Raw genomic sequence first — 14,852 nt, forward strand, 5'->3', positions numbered from 1 at the left:
GGGGCAGAGTAGTGGCGGCCATTGTGAGGGCCAGAGCCGAGGGGGTGTGTATGACCATCCAGACACCGGATATTTCGCGGAGCAAAAGCATGACGCAAGAGCGGACCGGCTGTCGCCTGTGCGGTAAGCGGCTCAAACACACCTTTGTGGATCTGGGCATGTCGCCGCCCTGCGAAAGTTTCGTTGCCGCCGATCAGCTGGACCGCATGGAGCCTTATTACCCGCTCTATGCGCTGGTCTGCGATCATTGCTATCTCGTGCAGCTGAAGGAGTATTTTTCGCCCGCCGAGATTTTCACGGAATATGCCTATTTCTCGTCCTTTGCGACAAGCTGGGTGGATCACGCCAGAGCCTATTGCGACGCGATCACCGAAAGGCTGGAACTGGACGAGAACAGTTTCGTGGTGGAAGTCGCCAGCAATGACGGCTATCTGCTGCAGCATTTCCTGCCAAAGGGCATTCCGGTTCTGGGCATAGAACCTGCGGCCAATGTGGCGGAAGCCGCAATCGCCAAGGGCGTGCCAACCCGGGTTGATTTCTTCGGCGCGAAACTGGCGCTGGAAATGCTCGGTGCTAATCAAAGCGCCGATCTCATTATCGGCAACAATGTTCTGGCGCAGGTGCCCGATCTGAATGATTTCGTGCGCGGTATGCAGCTTCTGCTGAAACCCGAAGGTGTCATCACGCTGGAATTTCCGCATCTTGCCAATCTGATTGAGTTCAACCAGTTCGACACGATCTATCACGAGCATTTCTCGTATTTCTCGCTGCTGACCATTCGCTTCATGGCGCACAGGCACCACCTCAAGATCATCGATGTCGAGGAAGTGCCGACCCATGGCGGATCGCTGCGGGTCTATCTGGCGCGCACCGGCAGCAAGCGCAAGGCGTCGCCCCGGGTAGCGGCCCTTCTCAAGAAGGAAGAGAGCTTCGGCCTCACCGATATCGCGACCTATGAACAGTTTGCGGAAAAGACCCGTCACGCCAAGCGTGATCTCCTGTCCTTCCTGATTGCAGCCAAGAATTCGGGCAAGCGCATCAGCGGTTATGGTGCGCCGGGCAAGGGCAACACGCTTCTGAACTATTGCGGCATCGGCACGGATTTTCTGGATTTCACCGTGGACCGCAATCCCTACAAGCACGGGCGCTATACGCCCGGCATGCATATCCCGATCTATGACGTATCGGCGATAGACAAATACAAGCCGGACTACATTCTCATCCTGCCTTGGAACTTCAAGGATGAGATTATCCGGCAGATGCAGCACGTGGTCGAATGGGGCGCGAAATTCATTATCCCCATTCCTCATGTCCGATTGATCGATCCAGCTCTGATTGCAGAGGAGCGTTAGTCATGAAAGTCGTTCTGTTTTGCGGCGGTCTTGGAACCAGAATCCGCGAATATTCGGAAAATGTGCCCAAGCCAATGATCCCGCTCGGCCACCAGCCGATCCTGCATCATGTCATGGAGTATTACAGCGATTACGGCCACAACGACTTTGTCCTCTGTCTCGGTTACAAGGCCAATGTCGTGAAGGATTTCTTTCTGACGATCCGCCCGCAGACTTTCGCCGATTGCGTCGTCTCCAATGGCGGGCGCAATGTCGAATTGCTGGAGGAAGTGGACCGCGACTGGAGCGTGACCCTGCTCGACACCGGCATCTGGCGCAATATCGGCGAGCGCCTGTGGAGCGCGCGTGCCCATGTCGAGAAGGAGGACATGTTCCTCGCCAATTACAGCGATGGTCTGAGCGATGTCGATCTCGACGACATGACGCGGCGTTTCGAGGCGAGCGGCAAGATAGCCTGCTTCCTCGCCGTGCGTCCGCCGCTGACCTATCATCTGGCGGATATCGCCGAAGGCGGGGACGTGCGGGCTTTTCGGACGTCAAACACCTCTGATATCTGGATCAATGGCGGTTATTTCCTCTTCCGCAAGGAAATCTTCGATTACATGCGAGAGGGCGAAGAGCTGGTGCTGGAACCGTTCAGCCGTCTTATCGCCGACAATCAACTGATGGCCTATAAATATGAGGGCTTCTGGCGTTCAATGGATACGCTGCGCGACTGGCAGACGCTGGAAGACATGGTCGAGAAGGGCGATATGCCCTGGAAGAAACACAAGGCGGAGCAGCGCGCAGCCAACATCGCCATAGCGTTATGATCGACCTGCGTTCTCTCGCCAATCCGGGCAGGCCGCTTCAGCTCTTATGTCTGGGCGCGCATTCGGACGATATCGAAATCGGTTGCGGGGGAACGCTCCTCAGTCTGATCGAAGCGGGAACGCCGATGCACATCGAATGGTGTGTGTTGTCGGGCAGTGGAGAACGACGCGCCGAGGCGGAGGCTTCAGCGCGCGATTTTCTGCGCGGTACGGAAAATCCCGGCATCCGGCTTGCGGCGTTTGAGGACAGTTATTTCCCGGCGCAGATCCGCGAGATCAAGGCGTGGCTGATCGAACAACGCAGCCGCCAGACGCCGGATATTGTTTTCACCCACCGCCACGGCGACGCGCATCAGGATCACCGCACAGTCAACGAACTGACCTGGAACCTCTTCCGCGACCAGCTGATCCTCGAATATGAAATCCCGAAATGGGATGGCGACCTCGGCCAGCCCAATGCCTATTCGGCCCTTTCGGCGGCGATCATGGAACACAAGGTCGAGCTTTTGATGAAGCATTTCGGCACACAACGTTCGAAGGACTGGTTCGACCCCGAAACATTTCGCGGATTGGCGCGATTGCGCGGTATGGAATGTCGCGCGCCGGAAACCTATGCCGAAGCGTTTCATATGCGCAAGCTGCGACTGTTTTAGCTTTGTCTGGAGATACAAAAAAAGCCCGTCGCGCTGGGAGGAGGAGTGCGCAACGGGCTGATTGGTAAAGCGCGATTGGGAGGAGGAGTATCGCGCTTCGTGTCCGGTTTCTGGGAGGAGGAGTGAAACCGAACAACGTGAAAATAGGTGCGCGGTCAGAGGTTTACAAGAGGACATGCTGCAGGGCAGCTATGCATTTTTTAAAGGGCTAAAAAAAGAAACCGCCCCGCAGCGGTCTAGCGCGCTGGGGCGGTCACTCCCTCCTCCAAGTGGAGCACACAATAATGTGGGAGTTTCTAAAAGCAAGCCCCCGACAAAACTCTATAAATTTCAGAAAATACTGAAATCCATGAAGCTAATTGAGTAGTTGCCGGGTCTCCTGCTGATGAGCGGTTGGGTCTCGACTGATCTCGGGTCGTACTCGCCCACACTGTGTGGCTCCCAGCCGAACAAAACTTTGGCTAATATTTGATATATTTTATGGACTATCTAATTGCCGTGAGGCGGAGTGGAACCACGGCACCTGTGTGAAGCTGTCATTTGAGTGCGCTTCGCAGTTGTACCCCGCAATTCTCCGAGATTGCTATTTCCATTTTGGAACAGGTGTGATTAGGTTCGCGCCGACGGATTTAAGGAATCAGTCTTCAAATTTCACTGATGCGATAGGCTTGCGCGGTGGAAATTTAGACAGGACTATAAAAACTCTGACTCAATAAGAGTTTCAAAAAAAAGCCTTATGATCTCGGGTGTTTAACCAGATCGCCCTCCCAATTAAGTGGGATAATTATCCGTTCTGATCACGTAATCTTTCAGACTGGAACCCTTTGTTGGTTTTAGAATCGGTCTTTAGTCGCCATTTTTTCCCTGCGTGCACTCCTGAGAGCTCGCCCGCCTCGCGCCCCTAAGCCCCCCGCCCAAACGCGAGGCGGTTCCTTATCCAGGAACCATCAGTTTTTCCCAAGAATCGTAACAATCGAATATGCTGGCTTCGGTCCGCGCATTTTGAGTTGCAACGCGCGTTACCCTTCAGTTCGTATAAAAATCGCAGTCACGTTTTAAGACGTTACGCAGCGTCACATTTGATTGGGATTTAATCGTAAATCTGAAGCGCTTTCTTCTGTGGAAGACGCCGAAAAGCCCGGCTGATGCCCTATTCTTCGGGTACGTTTAAGCCAGTTGAGTCGATTGGTGCGCGAGGTGCACCGCAGCTTGGCCACGTCTTGGAATGCATGCAGCAGCGGGTCCGGCTTCATGCTAGCGCGCCTTCGCTTCGTCGGAGGGGTTACATGTCAGGACGTCAGCCAAAAATTAACCATCTGTTAACCATTCCGCATATAGACCGAGTAAACCGTTTTTTAACCAAGATGAATCAAGTGCTAACACAATCCCGTCCGATCCGTTTGAAAGGGCGCTCCTTTCTTGCGCTGGTGCTCTCGCCTGAACTGCCGCTGGATGGCTGGCTGGACAGGCTAGACGATCTTGCCGCGCGTTCGGCGGGGTTCTTTCTGAACCGGCCAGTCGTGCTTGATCTTGAGAATCTGGTTATCGAACGGATGCAGCTGGTTCAGCTACTGGAAGATCTTGCAGGTCGCGGTGTCTGGATCACGGGGTTTGAAAATGCGCGTCCTTCGCTTCTCGGTCCTGGCATGCCGCCAGCGCTGCGTGGCGGGCAGGTGGCCGCGGATTTCAATCCCGAGGTGAGCGAGCCTGCGGCCCCGGCAAAGCCGGCTGCAACCGCAGCACCCGCCAATGTGCAACTGGTGAAGGCCGTCCCTTCGATGGTGGTAACGGAGCCTGTGCGCTCCGGCCAGTCCATCTATTTCCCGGATGGCGACGTTACTGTTGTCGGTTCGGTGGCTTCTGGTGCGGAAGTGGTGGCGGGCGGTTCGATCCATGTCTATGGCGCGCTGCGCGGTCGTGCGATGGCCGGGACGGCAGGCAATTCCAACGCGCGCATTTTCTGCCGCAAGATGGAAGCCGAATTGGTTGCAATCGACGGCCTCTACAAGACGGCTGAAGACATGGAAGCCCGGTTGCGCGGTCAGGCGGTGCAGCTCTGGCTCGATGGCGATTACATGATGGCCGAAACGCTCGGTTGATCGAATTTATTGAAAAGAAATCATGTCCGGTTGGGCGGGCAATACTCTCATAAGGCGTGCGGGAGCTACAGGAGACCAATATGGCAAAAGTAATTGTTGTAACTTCCGGCAAGGGTGGCGTTGGCAAAACGACATCCACCGCAGCCATCGGCGCCGCTCTTGCGCAGCGCGGTGAAAAGACTGTCGTTATCGACTTCGATGTCGGCTTGCGCAATCTCGATCTGGTGATGGGCGCCGAACGCCGCGTGGTGTTCGATCTGGTAAATGTGATTCAGGGCGATGCGAAGCTGCCGCAGGCGCTTATCCGCGACAAGCGTCTCGACACGCTTTATCTGCTGCCCGCCTCCCAGACCCGCGACAAGGACAACCTCACCACCGAGGGCGTTGATCGTGTGATCGAAGACCTCAAGAAGGAATTCGACTGGATCATCTGCGACAGCCCGGCCGGGATCGAGCGCGGCGCGACGCTTGCCATGCGCCATGCCGACATGGCCGTTGTGGTGACCAATCCGGAAGTGTCGTCGGTGCGCGATTCCGACCGTATTATCGGCCTTCTCGACGCCAAGACTCTCAAGGCCGAGCGCGGCGAACGGGTGGAAAAGCATCTTTTGCTGACCCGCTACGACCCGATCCGCGCCGAACGCGGCGACATGCTGAAAGTCGAAGACGTACTTGAAATCCTGTCTATCCCGCTTCTGGGCATCATCCCTGAAAGCCAGGATGTGCTGCGCGCATCCAATATCGGCTCTCCAGTGACGCTTGCCGACCAGCGCAGTGCGCCGGCTCTGGCCTATCTGGATGCAGCACGCCGTCTGGCGGGCGAAGAAGTGCCGATGACTGTTCCATCCGAAAAGCGCAGCCTTCTGGGCAAAATTTTCGGAAGGAGAGCGGCATGAGCCTATTTCGTTTCTTCACCAAGCAGGCATCGGCGCCCTTGGCGCGCGAACGTCTGCAAGTTCTGCTGGCGCATGAGCGAGCGTCCGAGGGACATTCCGATCTTGTGGCTGTGCTGAGGGAAGAAATTCTGGCGGTGATCGCCAAACATATCCAGATCGATCGCGACAAGGTCAGCGTGAAGATGGATCGGGGAGATCAGATGTCGACACTGGAAGTCGATATCGAGCTTCCCTTGAAGAAAAAGGTGCGGGCAGCCTGATCTTCAAAGCATTTCCGGCAAATCGTGTCTGGAAGTGCTTACTATAACGTGCGGGGGCGATAATGGAGGGATTTTTCCATGAACCGCGGCACACTTCTTATCCGTCTGAAGGAGCTTCAGGAACTGCCAAAGTTTCAGAAGCGCGATATCTGTACGGTAAGCGCCTTTCTACCTCTCGACGCTCTGGCAGAACATGTCAGGGTCTGCGAGGAGGCCGCAGGCCTAGCGCAAACGGGGCAGGATCATTGATCCTGCCTTTTTCGCTGGCTCATGCGTCTTTTACGGCACGGCAAAATGCGTCTGCAAATAGCAGCCGAGAAACAAAAGCACGACCGCAGCCGCTATGAGAGCCAGAATTTTCATAAAACAGCATTCGCTCAATCTCCGCTCACGTTCAATAAAACTGATGGTGATCGACGTGCGGAGGCAGGGAACGTATCAGGCGGTGTTCTGCAGCAGTTCGCGCCGCGCTGTTGCGACAACCTGCTGCGTCAAATCGGAGAGCCGATCAGCCGCAAGCCGATTGACCTGCCAATAGAGCGGTACGTCGAGCGGTGTGTCGGCTACAAGTTCGACCAGCTGGCCGGATGCAAGGTGGTCCTTCACCAGCACGTTTGGGTTTACACCCCAGCCCATGCCGTCAAGGCTCGCTTCGACAAATCCTTGCGTAGAAGGTAACCAATGCGTCGGGCAATTGACATCCGCCTTCAGGTTGTCCTTGATCCAGCGCTCCTGTAGCCGGTCTTTCTGGTTGAAAGTCAAGGCTGGCGCAGTGGCAAGCGCATCCGGCGTCACGCCATTTTTGAAATATCGTTCCATGAAATCCGGCGATGCGGTTGCGTGATACCGCAGCGTGCCGAGCGGAACGATACGGCAGCCTTGCACCAGTTTCGCGTGAGAGGACACAGCCGCCAGAACACGCCCATGCTGAAGCCATTCGGCTGTGTGATCCTGATCATCCACGGCGATGTTGAGAAGATGCTCGGAACCTTTGGTAAAAGCGGAAATGGCTTTCAAAAACCATGTTCCCAGACTGTCGGCATTGGTGGCGATGTTCAGCGTGACGCGCTGCTTCAGGTCGTCCGGCCCGGCAAGGGCTGGCAATTCTTCCAGCAACTCGCGTTCCAGCATACCCACCTGTTCGATGTGGCGACAAAGCCAGTCGCCTTTTTCGGTCGCGGTGCAAGGCGTCCCGCGCGAAATAAGCACCGTGCCAAGCCGCTCCTCCAGATGTTTCACCCGTTGCGATATGGCAGACGGCGTCACGTTCAAGGCGCGGGCCGCTTTCTCGAAACTGCCAGTTTGCACGACCATCGCGACGGCACGAAGTGCGGAATAATCGATCATTAGTTTATCTTAATTATAGTTAGTATCTTTAACTATACTAATCCAGACGAGGTTTGTATCCAAGCGCTATCAACCATTCCAATTTGCGTGGCATCTGGCGCCATGCTCCGTAGCGAGCCGAAATGAATTTCTCCGTTTATCTGACGGGCCTGACCATGGGCCTCAGCCTGATTGTAGCCATCGGCGCGCAGAACGCTTTTGTTCTGCGGCAGGGGCTGCGCGACGAGCATGTCTTCGCGGTCAGTCTTGTCTGTGCTGTTTCGGACGCAGTACTGATCACGCTAGGGATCACCAGCTTTCAGAAGATCGCGGCGGCGCTTCCGTCAATCGATCCGGTCATGCGCTATGGCGGTGCCGCTTTTCTGATTTGGTATGGAGCGCTAAGCCTTTATTCGGCAATCACATCGTCAACGGCGCTTTCGACCGGCAACGGTCAGGCAACAGGCTTGGGGAAAACCATTGCCACCTGCCTCGCTTTGACCTGGCTCAATCCGCATGTCTATCTGGATACGGTTGTCTTGCTGGGCACGATCTCTACCCAGTTTCCGGGCCTCGAAAGCGCATTCGCTATGGGCGCCATCACGGCTTCGTTCGTATTTTTCTTTTCGCTGGGATTTGGTGCGCGCTGGCTACGCCCGGTTTTCGCCAAGCCGTCCGCCTGGCGTGTGCTGGAGGGCTTGATTGCTTTTGTAATGTGGGCAATCGCATGGAAGCTACTGACCGGTGCATAAGCGCCGGTTCGCTCTCTATCCGGTTTATTCTTCCGAACTCTGCTGCCGAATCCGCTCGGAAACAAAGGTATGCAATGTGAACGACGTAGCCGGATTGTGATCCGGTGATTTTGGAAAACCTTTCAAATCCTGCGGCGCTATACCGAACCGCTCCTTGAAGAATTTGGTAAACTGCGCGCGGTCTGAAAAGCCGCAGGCATAGGCGACTTCCTTCATGCTCAGCCGTCGTCCGCCATCATTGATGAGGCGTCGATAAGCAAGGTCGAGCCGCTTGTTGCGGATCAGCTTTGTGACACCGTTGTCAGGTTCAAACGCGCGATAGAGATGAGAGTGCGACAGCTTGAACTGTTGCATAATGCTCTTTGGCGAAAGGTTCGGATCAGCCAGGTTCGCGTCGATATGGTCGAGCACGCGCTGACGCAGCGGCTGGCTGACGGCAAGATATTCTTCCAATGTGAAAGCCTGCCTGTTGATCGCCGCTTTCAGCAGAACCATCAGGGATTCCTGAATTTCAGGATAATCATTCTGGTCGATCGTATCGATGATCCGGTCGAGTGTCAGAATGAAATTGAACAGGATCTTGTTGGTTGCAATGTTGGAAGGCAGCACGAGACCGTGCAGGTTCTTGCCCGGAAAGGCCTTGTTGAGTTCCTTGCGCGGAATGGCCAGCGTCACGCGTGCGCCAGCCTCTTTCTTGCTGGTCAACACCTGCGTCAGATCGAGAATGAATATGTCGCCCGGCTTCACATCGACATTCTTGCCGTTGAAGTCGCCCCGGTAGTCGCCAGCCAGAACCAGTTGCAGCAGATAAAGGTCGAGATCCGTTCTCGCGATGATTTTCGGCGTTCGATCACAGAACTGGCTGCTGAATGTGGTATTGCCGACCACCATGTCGCCGAACAGACGCGAGCGGACGGAGCCGCTCATGACTTTGTCGCCCTTTTCGAGCGTTGGCGAAACCTCATAGATGATGGACGACGTGTCCCGCCAGAAATCATTGCGGATTTTCTCGTCAACCATATCCGCCGATATGTAATGGCCGCTCTTCATGTGCCCCCAACTGCGACAATTATCAGCTGGCAACTTTGCATGCGCATAAGCTTACGCACTTTTTAAGCATCCAACTGTTTCCTACTACTCCCAAGCCCGGACCTATTCTATCAAATTTGTCCCTCAAAACGCAAGATGGGACAAAAATACCGCATATTAGGGACATACATGTATTGTCAGTGCGATTGCCTCAGCTATTTCTATTAAGTCGAATTCTTTATTGTTAGATCTTGGTGAAGTATCGAATTGCGGAATTAAATCAGGGTCTAACGCGATAACCGCCCGCCCGATGTTCGAAGTAAAGCTGTCTCGTTGAAACGGGTATTCCAGATCAATTAAATCGTTGGATTAAACAACTCTTATATTGAAAGAAAAAATCTGGCGGAGGCGGTGAAATTATACAGCGGGCGCAATTCAGGGTTGCCAAGCCATCATTCTGTTTACGACGGAAAAAGTCGCATATGCGAAGGTTTTGGCGGAATTATCCCCACCAGACGTCGCTATCCCTCACGGATATAGACGCTTGGCGTCGCTTGAGCAGGGCGCGCTCGACACAACGAAAACCTTTCACTGGAACAAACCGCTTTATCAGAAAGGATCGATTATGATCGTGAAGCGAAGAACGCAGCTGCTTGCCAGCATGGTGGTGCTTGCACTGGCGTCACCCGTGCAGGTCGCGTTCGGGCATGACTGGGATCATGACCATTGGGGCCATCATGACCATGATTTTCCGCCTTTCGGTCATGACCATGGTTTTCATCATCACGATCATGCTGGTGCTGCCGTTGCCGCAGGGATTCTCGGACTGGCGATTGCCGCCGCCATTGCCGACAATGGCAACAACCGTCCTCACGATGTTTATGCTCCGCCGCCACAACCTTATTATGCGCCGCCGCCTTATCGCCTGAGCAACGGCATCACCTGTTATCCGGCGCAGCGGGCCTGTTACCTGGCGAACGGACATTATACGGGCCTCACGACCCATTCGCAGTTCGGCAATTAGGACATATTATGAAATTTCATCATTTTTTACTGGGTGCGGCATTGCTGGCAGCCTTTCCAAAAGTGGCTATGGCTGAAGACGCTGCCAATAATCGGCTCCATGCCGCTTGGGACGCTCTGGCCAAGGGCGAAGGCGAATTTCTGTCAACGAAGCAATTTGCCAGCCTGAACAATCTCGCCTATCAGGCGGCCATCGTCAGGCTCTGCGATGGGCATGAGCTCGATCATGAAGCATTCCGCAGGAAAATTGAAGACGTCATCAAAGATACGGACAAAAAGCTGAGCGACGAGCAGGCCGATCTGCGCGAAGCAGCTGTTCTTGTGGCCTTCGGCGCGCGTTTTGGTCTGTTTCTCGCCGAAGGCAGCGATGACAGCAAGCCAGAGTTTTGTGCATCCGCCGACGAAATCAAATCCTCGCAGGACATTTCAGTTCTGGCGAAGTGAGGCGACTGCCGATCAAAACGAAGCCTCCCGTGCTGTCCGCGCGGGAGGCTTTTTTGTCTAAAGCATGTCGCTGTTAACCGGATTCGGGATTCCCGTTTGGCTTGATCTGTGATTCACTTGTCTCATGGAAGGAGATGCACCATGGGCAAGCCGCATCCGATTGAGTTGCGTGAGCGTGTCGTTGCGTTTGTGAATGAGGGCAATAGTCACCGGGAAGCCGCTCGGCATTTCCGTGTTTCGCCTCGGTTCGTCAACAACATGATGATCCTGTATCGGTCATCCGGCTGTCTGGCCGCCGCCAGGCAGGGCCACCCGCCTGGTAGTGTGAAGCTTTTGGCTCATGGTGATTGGGTCCGCGAGCAGATGTCCGCCCGTGGCGAAACGACTTTGGACGAACTGTGCGTTGCGCTCGCGGAGCGCGGTATTGAAGTCCACCGCGCCACGGTCGGGCGATTTCTACACCGACTTGGGCTGAGTAATAAAAAAAAGCCTCAAGGCAAGCGAGCAGCGTAGACCAGAGATCGCCAAGGCGCGTGATCTTTGGATCAATCGCCGAAAGCGGTTCTTCAACAAGGCCTTGTCGCGTCTCATCTTTATCGATGAGACTTCCACGAATACGCGCCTGACAAAACGCACCGGATGGTCTGCCAAAGGCAGGCGCTTTGCCGCCTATGCGCCCTTCGGAAAATGGAAGACACAGACCTTCATTGCCGGACTGCGCTGCCATGGCCTGACCGCGCCATGGATCGTCGATGCACCGATGAACAGCCGCATCTTCGAAACCTGGATCGAGACACAGCTTGTGCCGACACTGTCAGCCGGTGATATAGTCATCCTCGACAATGTCGGCTTCCACAAAAGCCGGAAGGCTGAGCAACTGGTCAAGGCAAAGGGCGCTTGGTTTCTCTTCCTGCCGCCCTATTCGCCGGACCTGAACCCAATCGAAATGGCTTTCTCAAAACTCAAGGCACTTCTGAGAAAGCGAGCAGCACGCAGCTTCGACGCCATCTCAAAAGCACTTGGCGATGTCATCAGTCTCTTCTCCATCAATGAATGCCAGAACTTCTTTAAGGCTGCTGGGTATGAGGCCGAATAAATGCGACACGCTTTAGGCGGTCATGCCTCATGCGGTGCTGCTGTCCGTCTGAGGAACCAGCGTGCACTTGCCAGACGGTCAATCTCCACAAAAATCACCGGTGTGATGAACAGTGTCAGCACCTGACTGAGCACAAGGCCGCCCACCACCGCCACACCAAGCGGCTGGCGCAGCTCAGACCCTTGACCGCCGCCAAGTGCTACGGGAACAGCCGCGAGAAGCGCACAGAATGTCGTCATCATGATGGGACGGAAGCGGCGAATAGCTGCCTGATGGATTGCTTCTTCCGGCGCATGGTTTTCATCACGCTTCAGGTAGAGCGCGACATCGACCATCATGATCGCGTTCTTCTTGACGATGCCGATCAGCATCAAAAGCCCGATCAGCGCTATTATCGACAGGTCGAAACCGGACAGCTGTAACGTAATCAGCGCGCCGAACGCGGCCGATGGCAGGCCGGACAGAATGGTCAGCGGATGCGCGAAACTCTCGTAGAGAACGCCGAGTACGATATAGATCGTAGCAACGGCGGCGAGGATCAGCAGACCCATATTGCCGGTCGATTGGGCAAAAATCTGCGCCGCGCCCGAAGGCCGCGCCGATACCGAGGCTGGCATGCCGATTTCACTGCGCAGTGCCGTCACGCGGTCGGTTGCGGTGCCAAGCGAAACACCTGCGGGCAGGTTGAAGGACAGCGTGACCGATGCGAGCTGTCCCGACTGGTTGACGGTCACCGGCCCGTTGGTCCGCTTGATTGTGGCAAAGCTGGCGAGCGGAACCAGAGTACCCGATGACGATGGAACGCGCAGCGCGCCGAGTTGCGTTTCGTCCCACTGGCGGTTCTGATCGAGTTCCAGAATGACATCATAGCTGTTGCCGGTGGTCTGGATTTGCGAAACTGTCAGCGTGCCATAGGCGGCTTCCAGTGTGCTGCGGATCGCCTGCGAGCTGATGCCAAGACTTCCCGCCTTGTCGTGATCGATTTCGATACTCGCTTGCAGCGCGTTGTTTTGCAGGTCGGACGCCACATCGACAAAGGTTTGCGGTTCGGCCTTCATGGCGTCGGCCAGTTTCACCGACCAGGACCGGGCTTCGTCGGCATCGAGCGATTGCAGCACAATCTGATACTGGCTCTGCGTGCTGCGTCCGCCGAAACGGAGATTTTGCACCGGCGTTATATAGGCGCTGATACCGGGAAGGGCGGCGAGCGATTTGCGCAACGCGCTCAAAGTCTGGTCGAGCGGAGGGCGGCTGTCACGCGCTTTCAGCTGCACCAGCAGCGAGCCGGTGTTGAAGGTCGAGCCGCCGGGGCCGCTGCCGAGTGACGCCGTAACGTGCTGGACGGCGGGGTTTTCGGAAACGATCGCCGCCGCCTGCTGTTGCAGGTTGCGCATCGCCTGATAGGAAATATCCTGCCGCGCTTGCGTGGAAATGGTGAGAAGGCCAATATCTTCCTGCGGGAAGAAGCTGCGCGGCAGCGTCGTGAACGACCAGATCGAGCCAAGGAAACTGAGGCCGAACACCAGCAGCACCAGCGCCCGATGCCTGAGGCACCAGCCGACAGCGCGCCCATAGCTTTCTGTCACCTGATCGAACAGGCGAGCGATCCGGCCCGGTTTGATTTCCTTGTGCGGCAGGCGTGCGGCGAGCATCGGCGTCACGGTCAGCGACACGAGCGCCGAGGAGAGAATGGCGAGTGTCACCACCATGCCGAATTCGTTCAGCACACGCCCGACGATGCCGCCCATCAGGAGAATGGGCAGAAACACCGCCACAAGCGACAACGACATGGAGATGATCGTGCCGGTCACTTCCTGACTGCCCTTGATGGCGGCCTCAAAAGGCTGCATCCCTGTTCGGTATAGCGCACGATGTTTTCGAGCATCACGATGGCATCGTCCACCACAAGGCCGACCGCCAGTGTGAGGGCAAGCAACGAGATATTGTCGATGGAAAAGCCGAACGCATACATGGCGGCAAATGTCGCAACCAGCGAAAGCGGCACGGCAAGCCCGGGGATCATCGTCGCCCAGAACTGGCCGAGAAACAGAAAGATCACCAGCACTACTAGGACAATCGTAATGCCAAGCGTCTTTTGAACATCGGCCACCGCATCGCGGATCGACCGGGATACGTCGTTGACGACAGAAATATGCATCTGCGCGGGCAGGGCGGCTTCGATCTCCGGCAGCTTGGCCTTGATCGCATCGACAACGGCAACCGTGTTTGATCCCGGCTGGCGTTGTACCGCAAGCGCAATCGACTGTTTGCCATCCAGCCAGCTGCCTTGATTGATGTTTTCCACGCTGTCGAGAACATTGGCTACATCCGAGAGGCGGACGATGCGATTGCCGCTGCCGGAGATGATCAGGCTTTTGAACTCTTCAGCATTGGTGCGCTGGGTTTTGGCATTGACAGTCAGCGCCTGCGACCCGTTCTGCAATGTGCCGACTGGCGTCTGGCTGTTCGCGGCGGCGATGGTATCGCCAAGGCCAGACAGCGACAGGCTGCGACTGTCGAGTTTGTCGGGATCGACCTCGACGCGCACGGCATAGGTTTTGGAGCCGTAGACCTGCGCCTGCGCAACGCCTGAAATGGTGGAAAGCGCTGGCGATATGATGTTCTGCGCGATGTCGTCCATCTGCGTCAGGCGTGCGCCGTCGCCGGTGAGCGCCAGAATGATGACCGGCGCATCGGCTGGATTGGCCTTACGGTAGCTTGGCGGCGTGGTCAGATTGTCGGGCAACTGACGCTGGGCGCGGGTAATCGCCGCCTGCACGTCGGCAGCTGCCGCGTCGATATTGCGCGACAGGTTGAACTGAAGCGTGATCGACGTGTTGCCGAGCGACGAGGTGGCGCTGATCGTATCGATACCCGCAATCGTCTCGAATTGCTTGATAAGCGGGGTTGCGACAGACGATGCCATGGTATCCGGCGACGCGCCTGCCAGCTGTGCCGACACGTTGACGGTCGGAAAATCCGCCTCGGGTAGAGCCGCGACTGGAAGCTGGAGATAAGCCGCGATGCCGCCGATCAATCCGCCGATGACAAGGAGGATCGTCGCAACCGGGCGGCGAATGAAGACTTCGGAAATGTTCATCGCCCTGGTG

At 56.0% G+C, this 14,852-nt stretch carries 14 protein-coding genes and 1 pseudogene; 12 read left to right on the plus strand and 3 right to left on the minus strand.

From position 1 onward, the window contains the following. Positions 1–50 precede the first annotated feature (50 nt). The 7 genes from QLQ11_RS12760 to QLQ11_RS12790 all read left to right on the plus strand — a co-directional run bounded on the left by QLQ11_RS12760 (position 51) and on the right by QLQ11_RS12790 (position 6,321). The gene (locus tag QLQ11_RS12760; protein ID WP_109367684.1) at positions 51–1,352 is read left to right on the plus strand and encodes a class I SAM-dependent methyltransferase; all 1,302 of its coding nucleotides are present in this window, start codon (positions 51–53) and stop codon (positions 1,350–1,352) included. Positions 1,353–1,354: 2 nt separating this feature from the next. Continuing rightward, complete coding sequence (locus tag QLQ11_RS12765) at positions 1,355–2,164, plus strand: sugar phosphate nucleotidyltransferase (protein ID WP_121538746.1); 810 nt, start codon at positions 1,355–1,357, stop codon at positions 2,162–2,164. Beyond that, entirely contained in the window at positions 2,161–2,817 is a 657-nt protein-coding gene (locus QLQ11_RS12770) for a PIG-L deacetylase family protein (RefSeq protein ID WP_121538748.1), read from the plus strand. The genes QLQ11_RS12765 and QLQ11_RS12770 overlap by 4 nt, the downstream gene beginning before the upstream one ends. Before the next feature lie 1,364 nt (positions 2,818–4,181). Further along, on the plus strand, positions 4,182–4,916 hold the full coding sequence (gene minC / locus QLQ11_RS12775) for a septum site-determining protein MinC (protein ID WP_109367681.1): 735 nt from the start codon (positions 4,182–4,184) through the stop codon (positions 4,914–4,916). 80 nt (positions 4,917–4,996) lie between these two features. After that, entirely contained in the window at positions 4,997–5,812 is an 816-nt protein-coding gene (gene minD, locus QLQ11_RS12780; RefSeq protein WP_109367680.1) for a septum site-determining protein MinD, read from the plus strand. Beyond that, positions 5,809–6,072 carry a cell division topological specificity factor MinE gene (gene minE / locus QLQ11_RS12785; RefSeq protein ID WP_109367679.1) on the plus strand — a complete coding sequence of 88 codons (264 nt, stop codon included), beginning with the start codon at positions 5,809–5,811 and terminating at the stop codon, positions 6,070–6,072. Before minD ends, minE begins: the two co-directional genes overlap by 4 nt. Positions 6,073–6,150: 78 nt before the next feature. Next, entirely contained in the window at positions 6,151–6,321 is a 171-nt protein-coding gene (locus QLQ11_RS12790; RefSeq protein WP_181376050.1) for a hypothetical protein, read from the plus strand. A 189-nt stretch (positions 6,322–6,510) separates the two neighbouring features. On the opposite strand, the gene QLQ11_RS12795 is transcribed toward QLQ11_RS12790, so the two are convergent. Beyond that, complete coding sequence (locus tag QLQ11_RS12795; protein ID WP_109367678.1) at positions 6,511–7,419, minus strand: LysR family transcriptional regulator ArgP; 909 nt, start codon at positions 7,417–7,419, stop codon at positions 6,511–6,513. A 122-nt stretch (positions 7,420–7,541) separates the two neighbouring features. On the opposite strand from QLQ11_RS12795, the gene QLQ11_RS12800 reads away from it, so the two are divergent. Continuing rightward, positions 7,542–8,150: a LysE/ArgO family amino acid transporter gene (locus QLQ11_RS12800; protein ID WP_109367677.1), complete on the plus strand. Its 609-nt coding sequence runs from the start codon at positions 7,542–7,544 to the stop codon at positions 8,148–8,150. Between the two features lie 24 nt (positions 8,151–8,174). Here the strand turns inward: QLQ11_RS12800 and QLQ11_RS12805 are convergent, their stop codons facing one another. Further along, on the minus strand, positions 8,175–9,200 hold the full coding sequence (locus QLQ11_RS12805) for a helix-turn-helix domain-containing protein (protein ID WP_109367676.1): 1,026 nt from the start codon (positions 9,198–9,200) through the stop codon (positions 8,175–8,177). Between the two features lie 523 nt (positions 9,201–9,723). Here QLQ11_RS12805 and QLQ11_RS12810 point away from each other — a divergent pair. From QLQ11_RS12810 to QLQ11_RS12825, 4 genes are all read left to right on the plus strand, one after another. Further along, positions 9,724–10,203 (plus strand): hypothetical protein, encoded by a 480-nt coding sequence (locus QLQ11_RS12810; RefSeq protein WP_283736278.1) that lies wholly within the window; start codon positions 9,724–9,726, stop codon positions 10,201–10,203. An 8-nt stretch (positions 10,204–10,211) separates the two neighbouring features. Then, the gene (locus tag QLQ11_RS12815; RefSeq protein ID WP_109367674.1) at positions 10,212–10,646 is read left to right on the plus strand and encodes a hypothetical protein; all 435 of its coding nucleotides are present in this window, start codon (positions 10,212–10,214) and stop codon (positions 10,644–10,646) included. A gap of 141 nt (positions 10,647–10,787) precedes the next feature. Next, entirely contained in the window at positions 10,788–11,159 is a 372-nt protein-coding gene (locus QLQ11_RS12820; protein WP_244597082.1) for a winged helix-turn-helix domain-containing protein, read from the plus strand. Positions 11,160–11,190: 31 nt separating this feature from the next. After that, a complete protein-coding gene (locus QLQ11_RS12825; RefSeq protein WP_371835998.1) occupies positions 11,191–11,742 on the plus strand; it encodes an IS630 family transposase in 552 nt (183 codons plus the stop codon). Positions 11,743–11,762: 20 nt separating this feature from the next. Here the strand turns inward: QLQ11_RS12825 and QLQ11_RS12830 are convergent. Beyond that, positions 11,763–14,842, minus strand: a pseudogene (locus tag QLQ11_RS12830) (efflux RND transporter permease subunit). Between the last annotated feature and the right edge of the window lie 10 nt (positions 14,843–14,852).

Source organism: Ochrobactrum sp. SSR (genome assembly GCF_030067775.1).
Lineage (GTDB): Bacteria > Pseudomonadota > Alphaproteobacteria > Rhizobiales > Rhizobiaceae > Brucella > Brucella teleogrylli.

What these genes read in the sequence shown, in the direction of transcription:
- QLQ11_RS12800 (WP_109367677.1), top strand. Translation starts at nt 7,542, where the DNA reads ATGAATTTCTCCGTTTATCTGACGGGCCTGACCATGGGCCTCAGCCTG.
- QLQ11_RS12790 (WP_181376050.1), top strand. Translation starts at nt 6,151, where the DNA reads ATGAACCGCGGCACACTTCTTATCCGTCTGAAGGAGCTTCAGGAACTG.
- minE (WP_109367679.1), top strand. Translation starts at nt 5,809, where the DNA reads ATGAGCCTATTTCGTTTCTTCACCAAGCAGGCATCGGCGCCCTTGGCG.
- QLQ11_RS12770 (WP_121538748.1), top strand. Translation starts at nt 2,161, where the DNA reads ATGATCGACCTGCGTTCTCTCGCCAATCCGGGCAGGCCGCTTCAGCTC.
- QLQ11_RS12765 (WP_121538746.1), top strand. Translation starts at nt 1,355, where the DNA reads ATGAAAGTCGTTCTGTTTTGCGGCGGTCTTGGAACCAGAATCCGCGAA.
- minD (WP_109367680.1), top strand. Translation starts at nt 4,997, where the DNA reads ATGGCAAAAGTAATTGTTGTAACTTCCGGCAAGGGTGGCGTTGGCAAA.
- QLQ11_RS12805 (WP_109367676.1), bottom strand. Translation starts at nt 9,200, where the DNA reads ATGAAGAGCGGCCATTACATATCGGCGGATATGGTTGACGAGAAAATC.
- QLQ11_RS12795 (WP_109367678.1), bottom strand. Translation starts at nt 7,419, where the DNA reads ATGATCGATTATTCCGCACTTCGTGCCGTCGCGATGGTCGTGCAAACT.
- QLQ11_RS12820 (WP_244597082.1), top strand. Translation starts at nt 10,788, where the DNA reads ATGGGCAAGCCGCATCCGATTGAGTTGCGTGAGCGTGTCGTTGCGTTT.
- QLQ11_RS12815 (WP_109367674.1), top strand. Translation starts at nt 10,212, where the DNA reads ATGAAATTTCATCATTTTTTACTGGGTGCGGCATTGCTGGCAGCCTTT.
- minC (WP_109367681.1), top strand. Translation starts at nt 4,182, where the DNA reads ATGAATCAAGTGCTAACACAATCCCGTCCGATCCGTTTGAAAGGGCGC.
- QLQ11_RS12760 (WP_109367684.1), top strand. Translation starts at nt 51, where the DNA reads ATGACCATCCAGACACCGGATATTTCGCGGAGCAAAAGCATGACGCAA.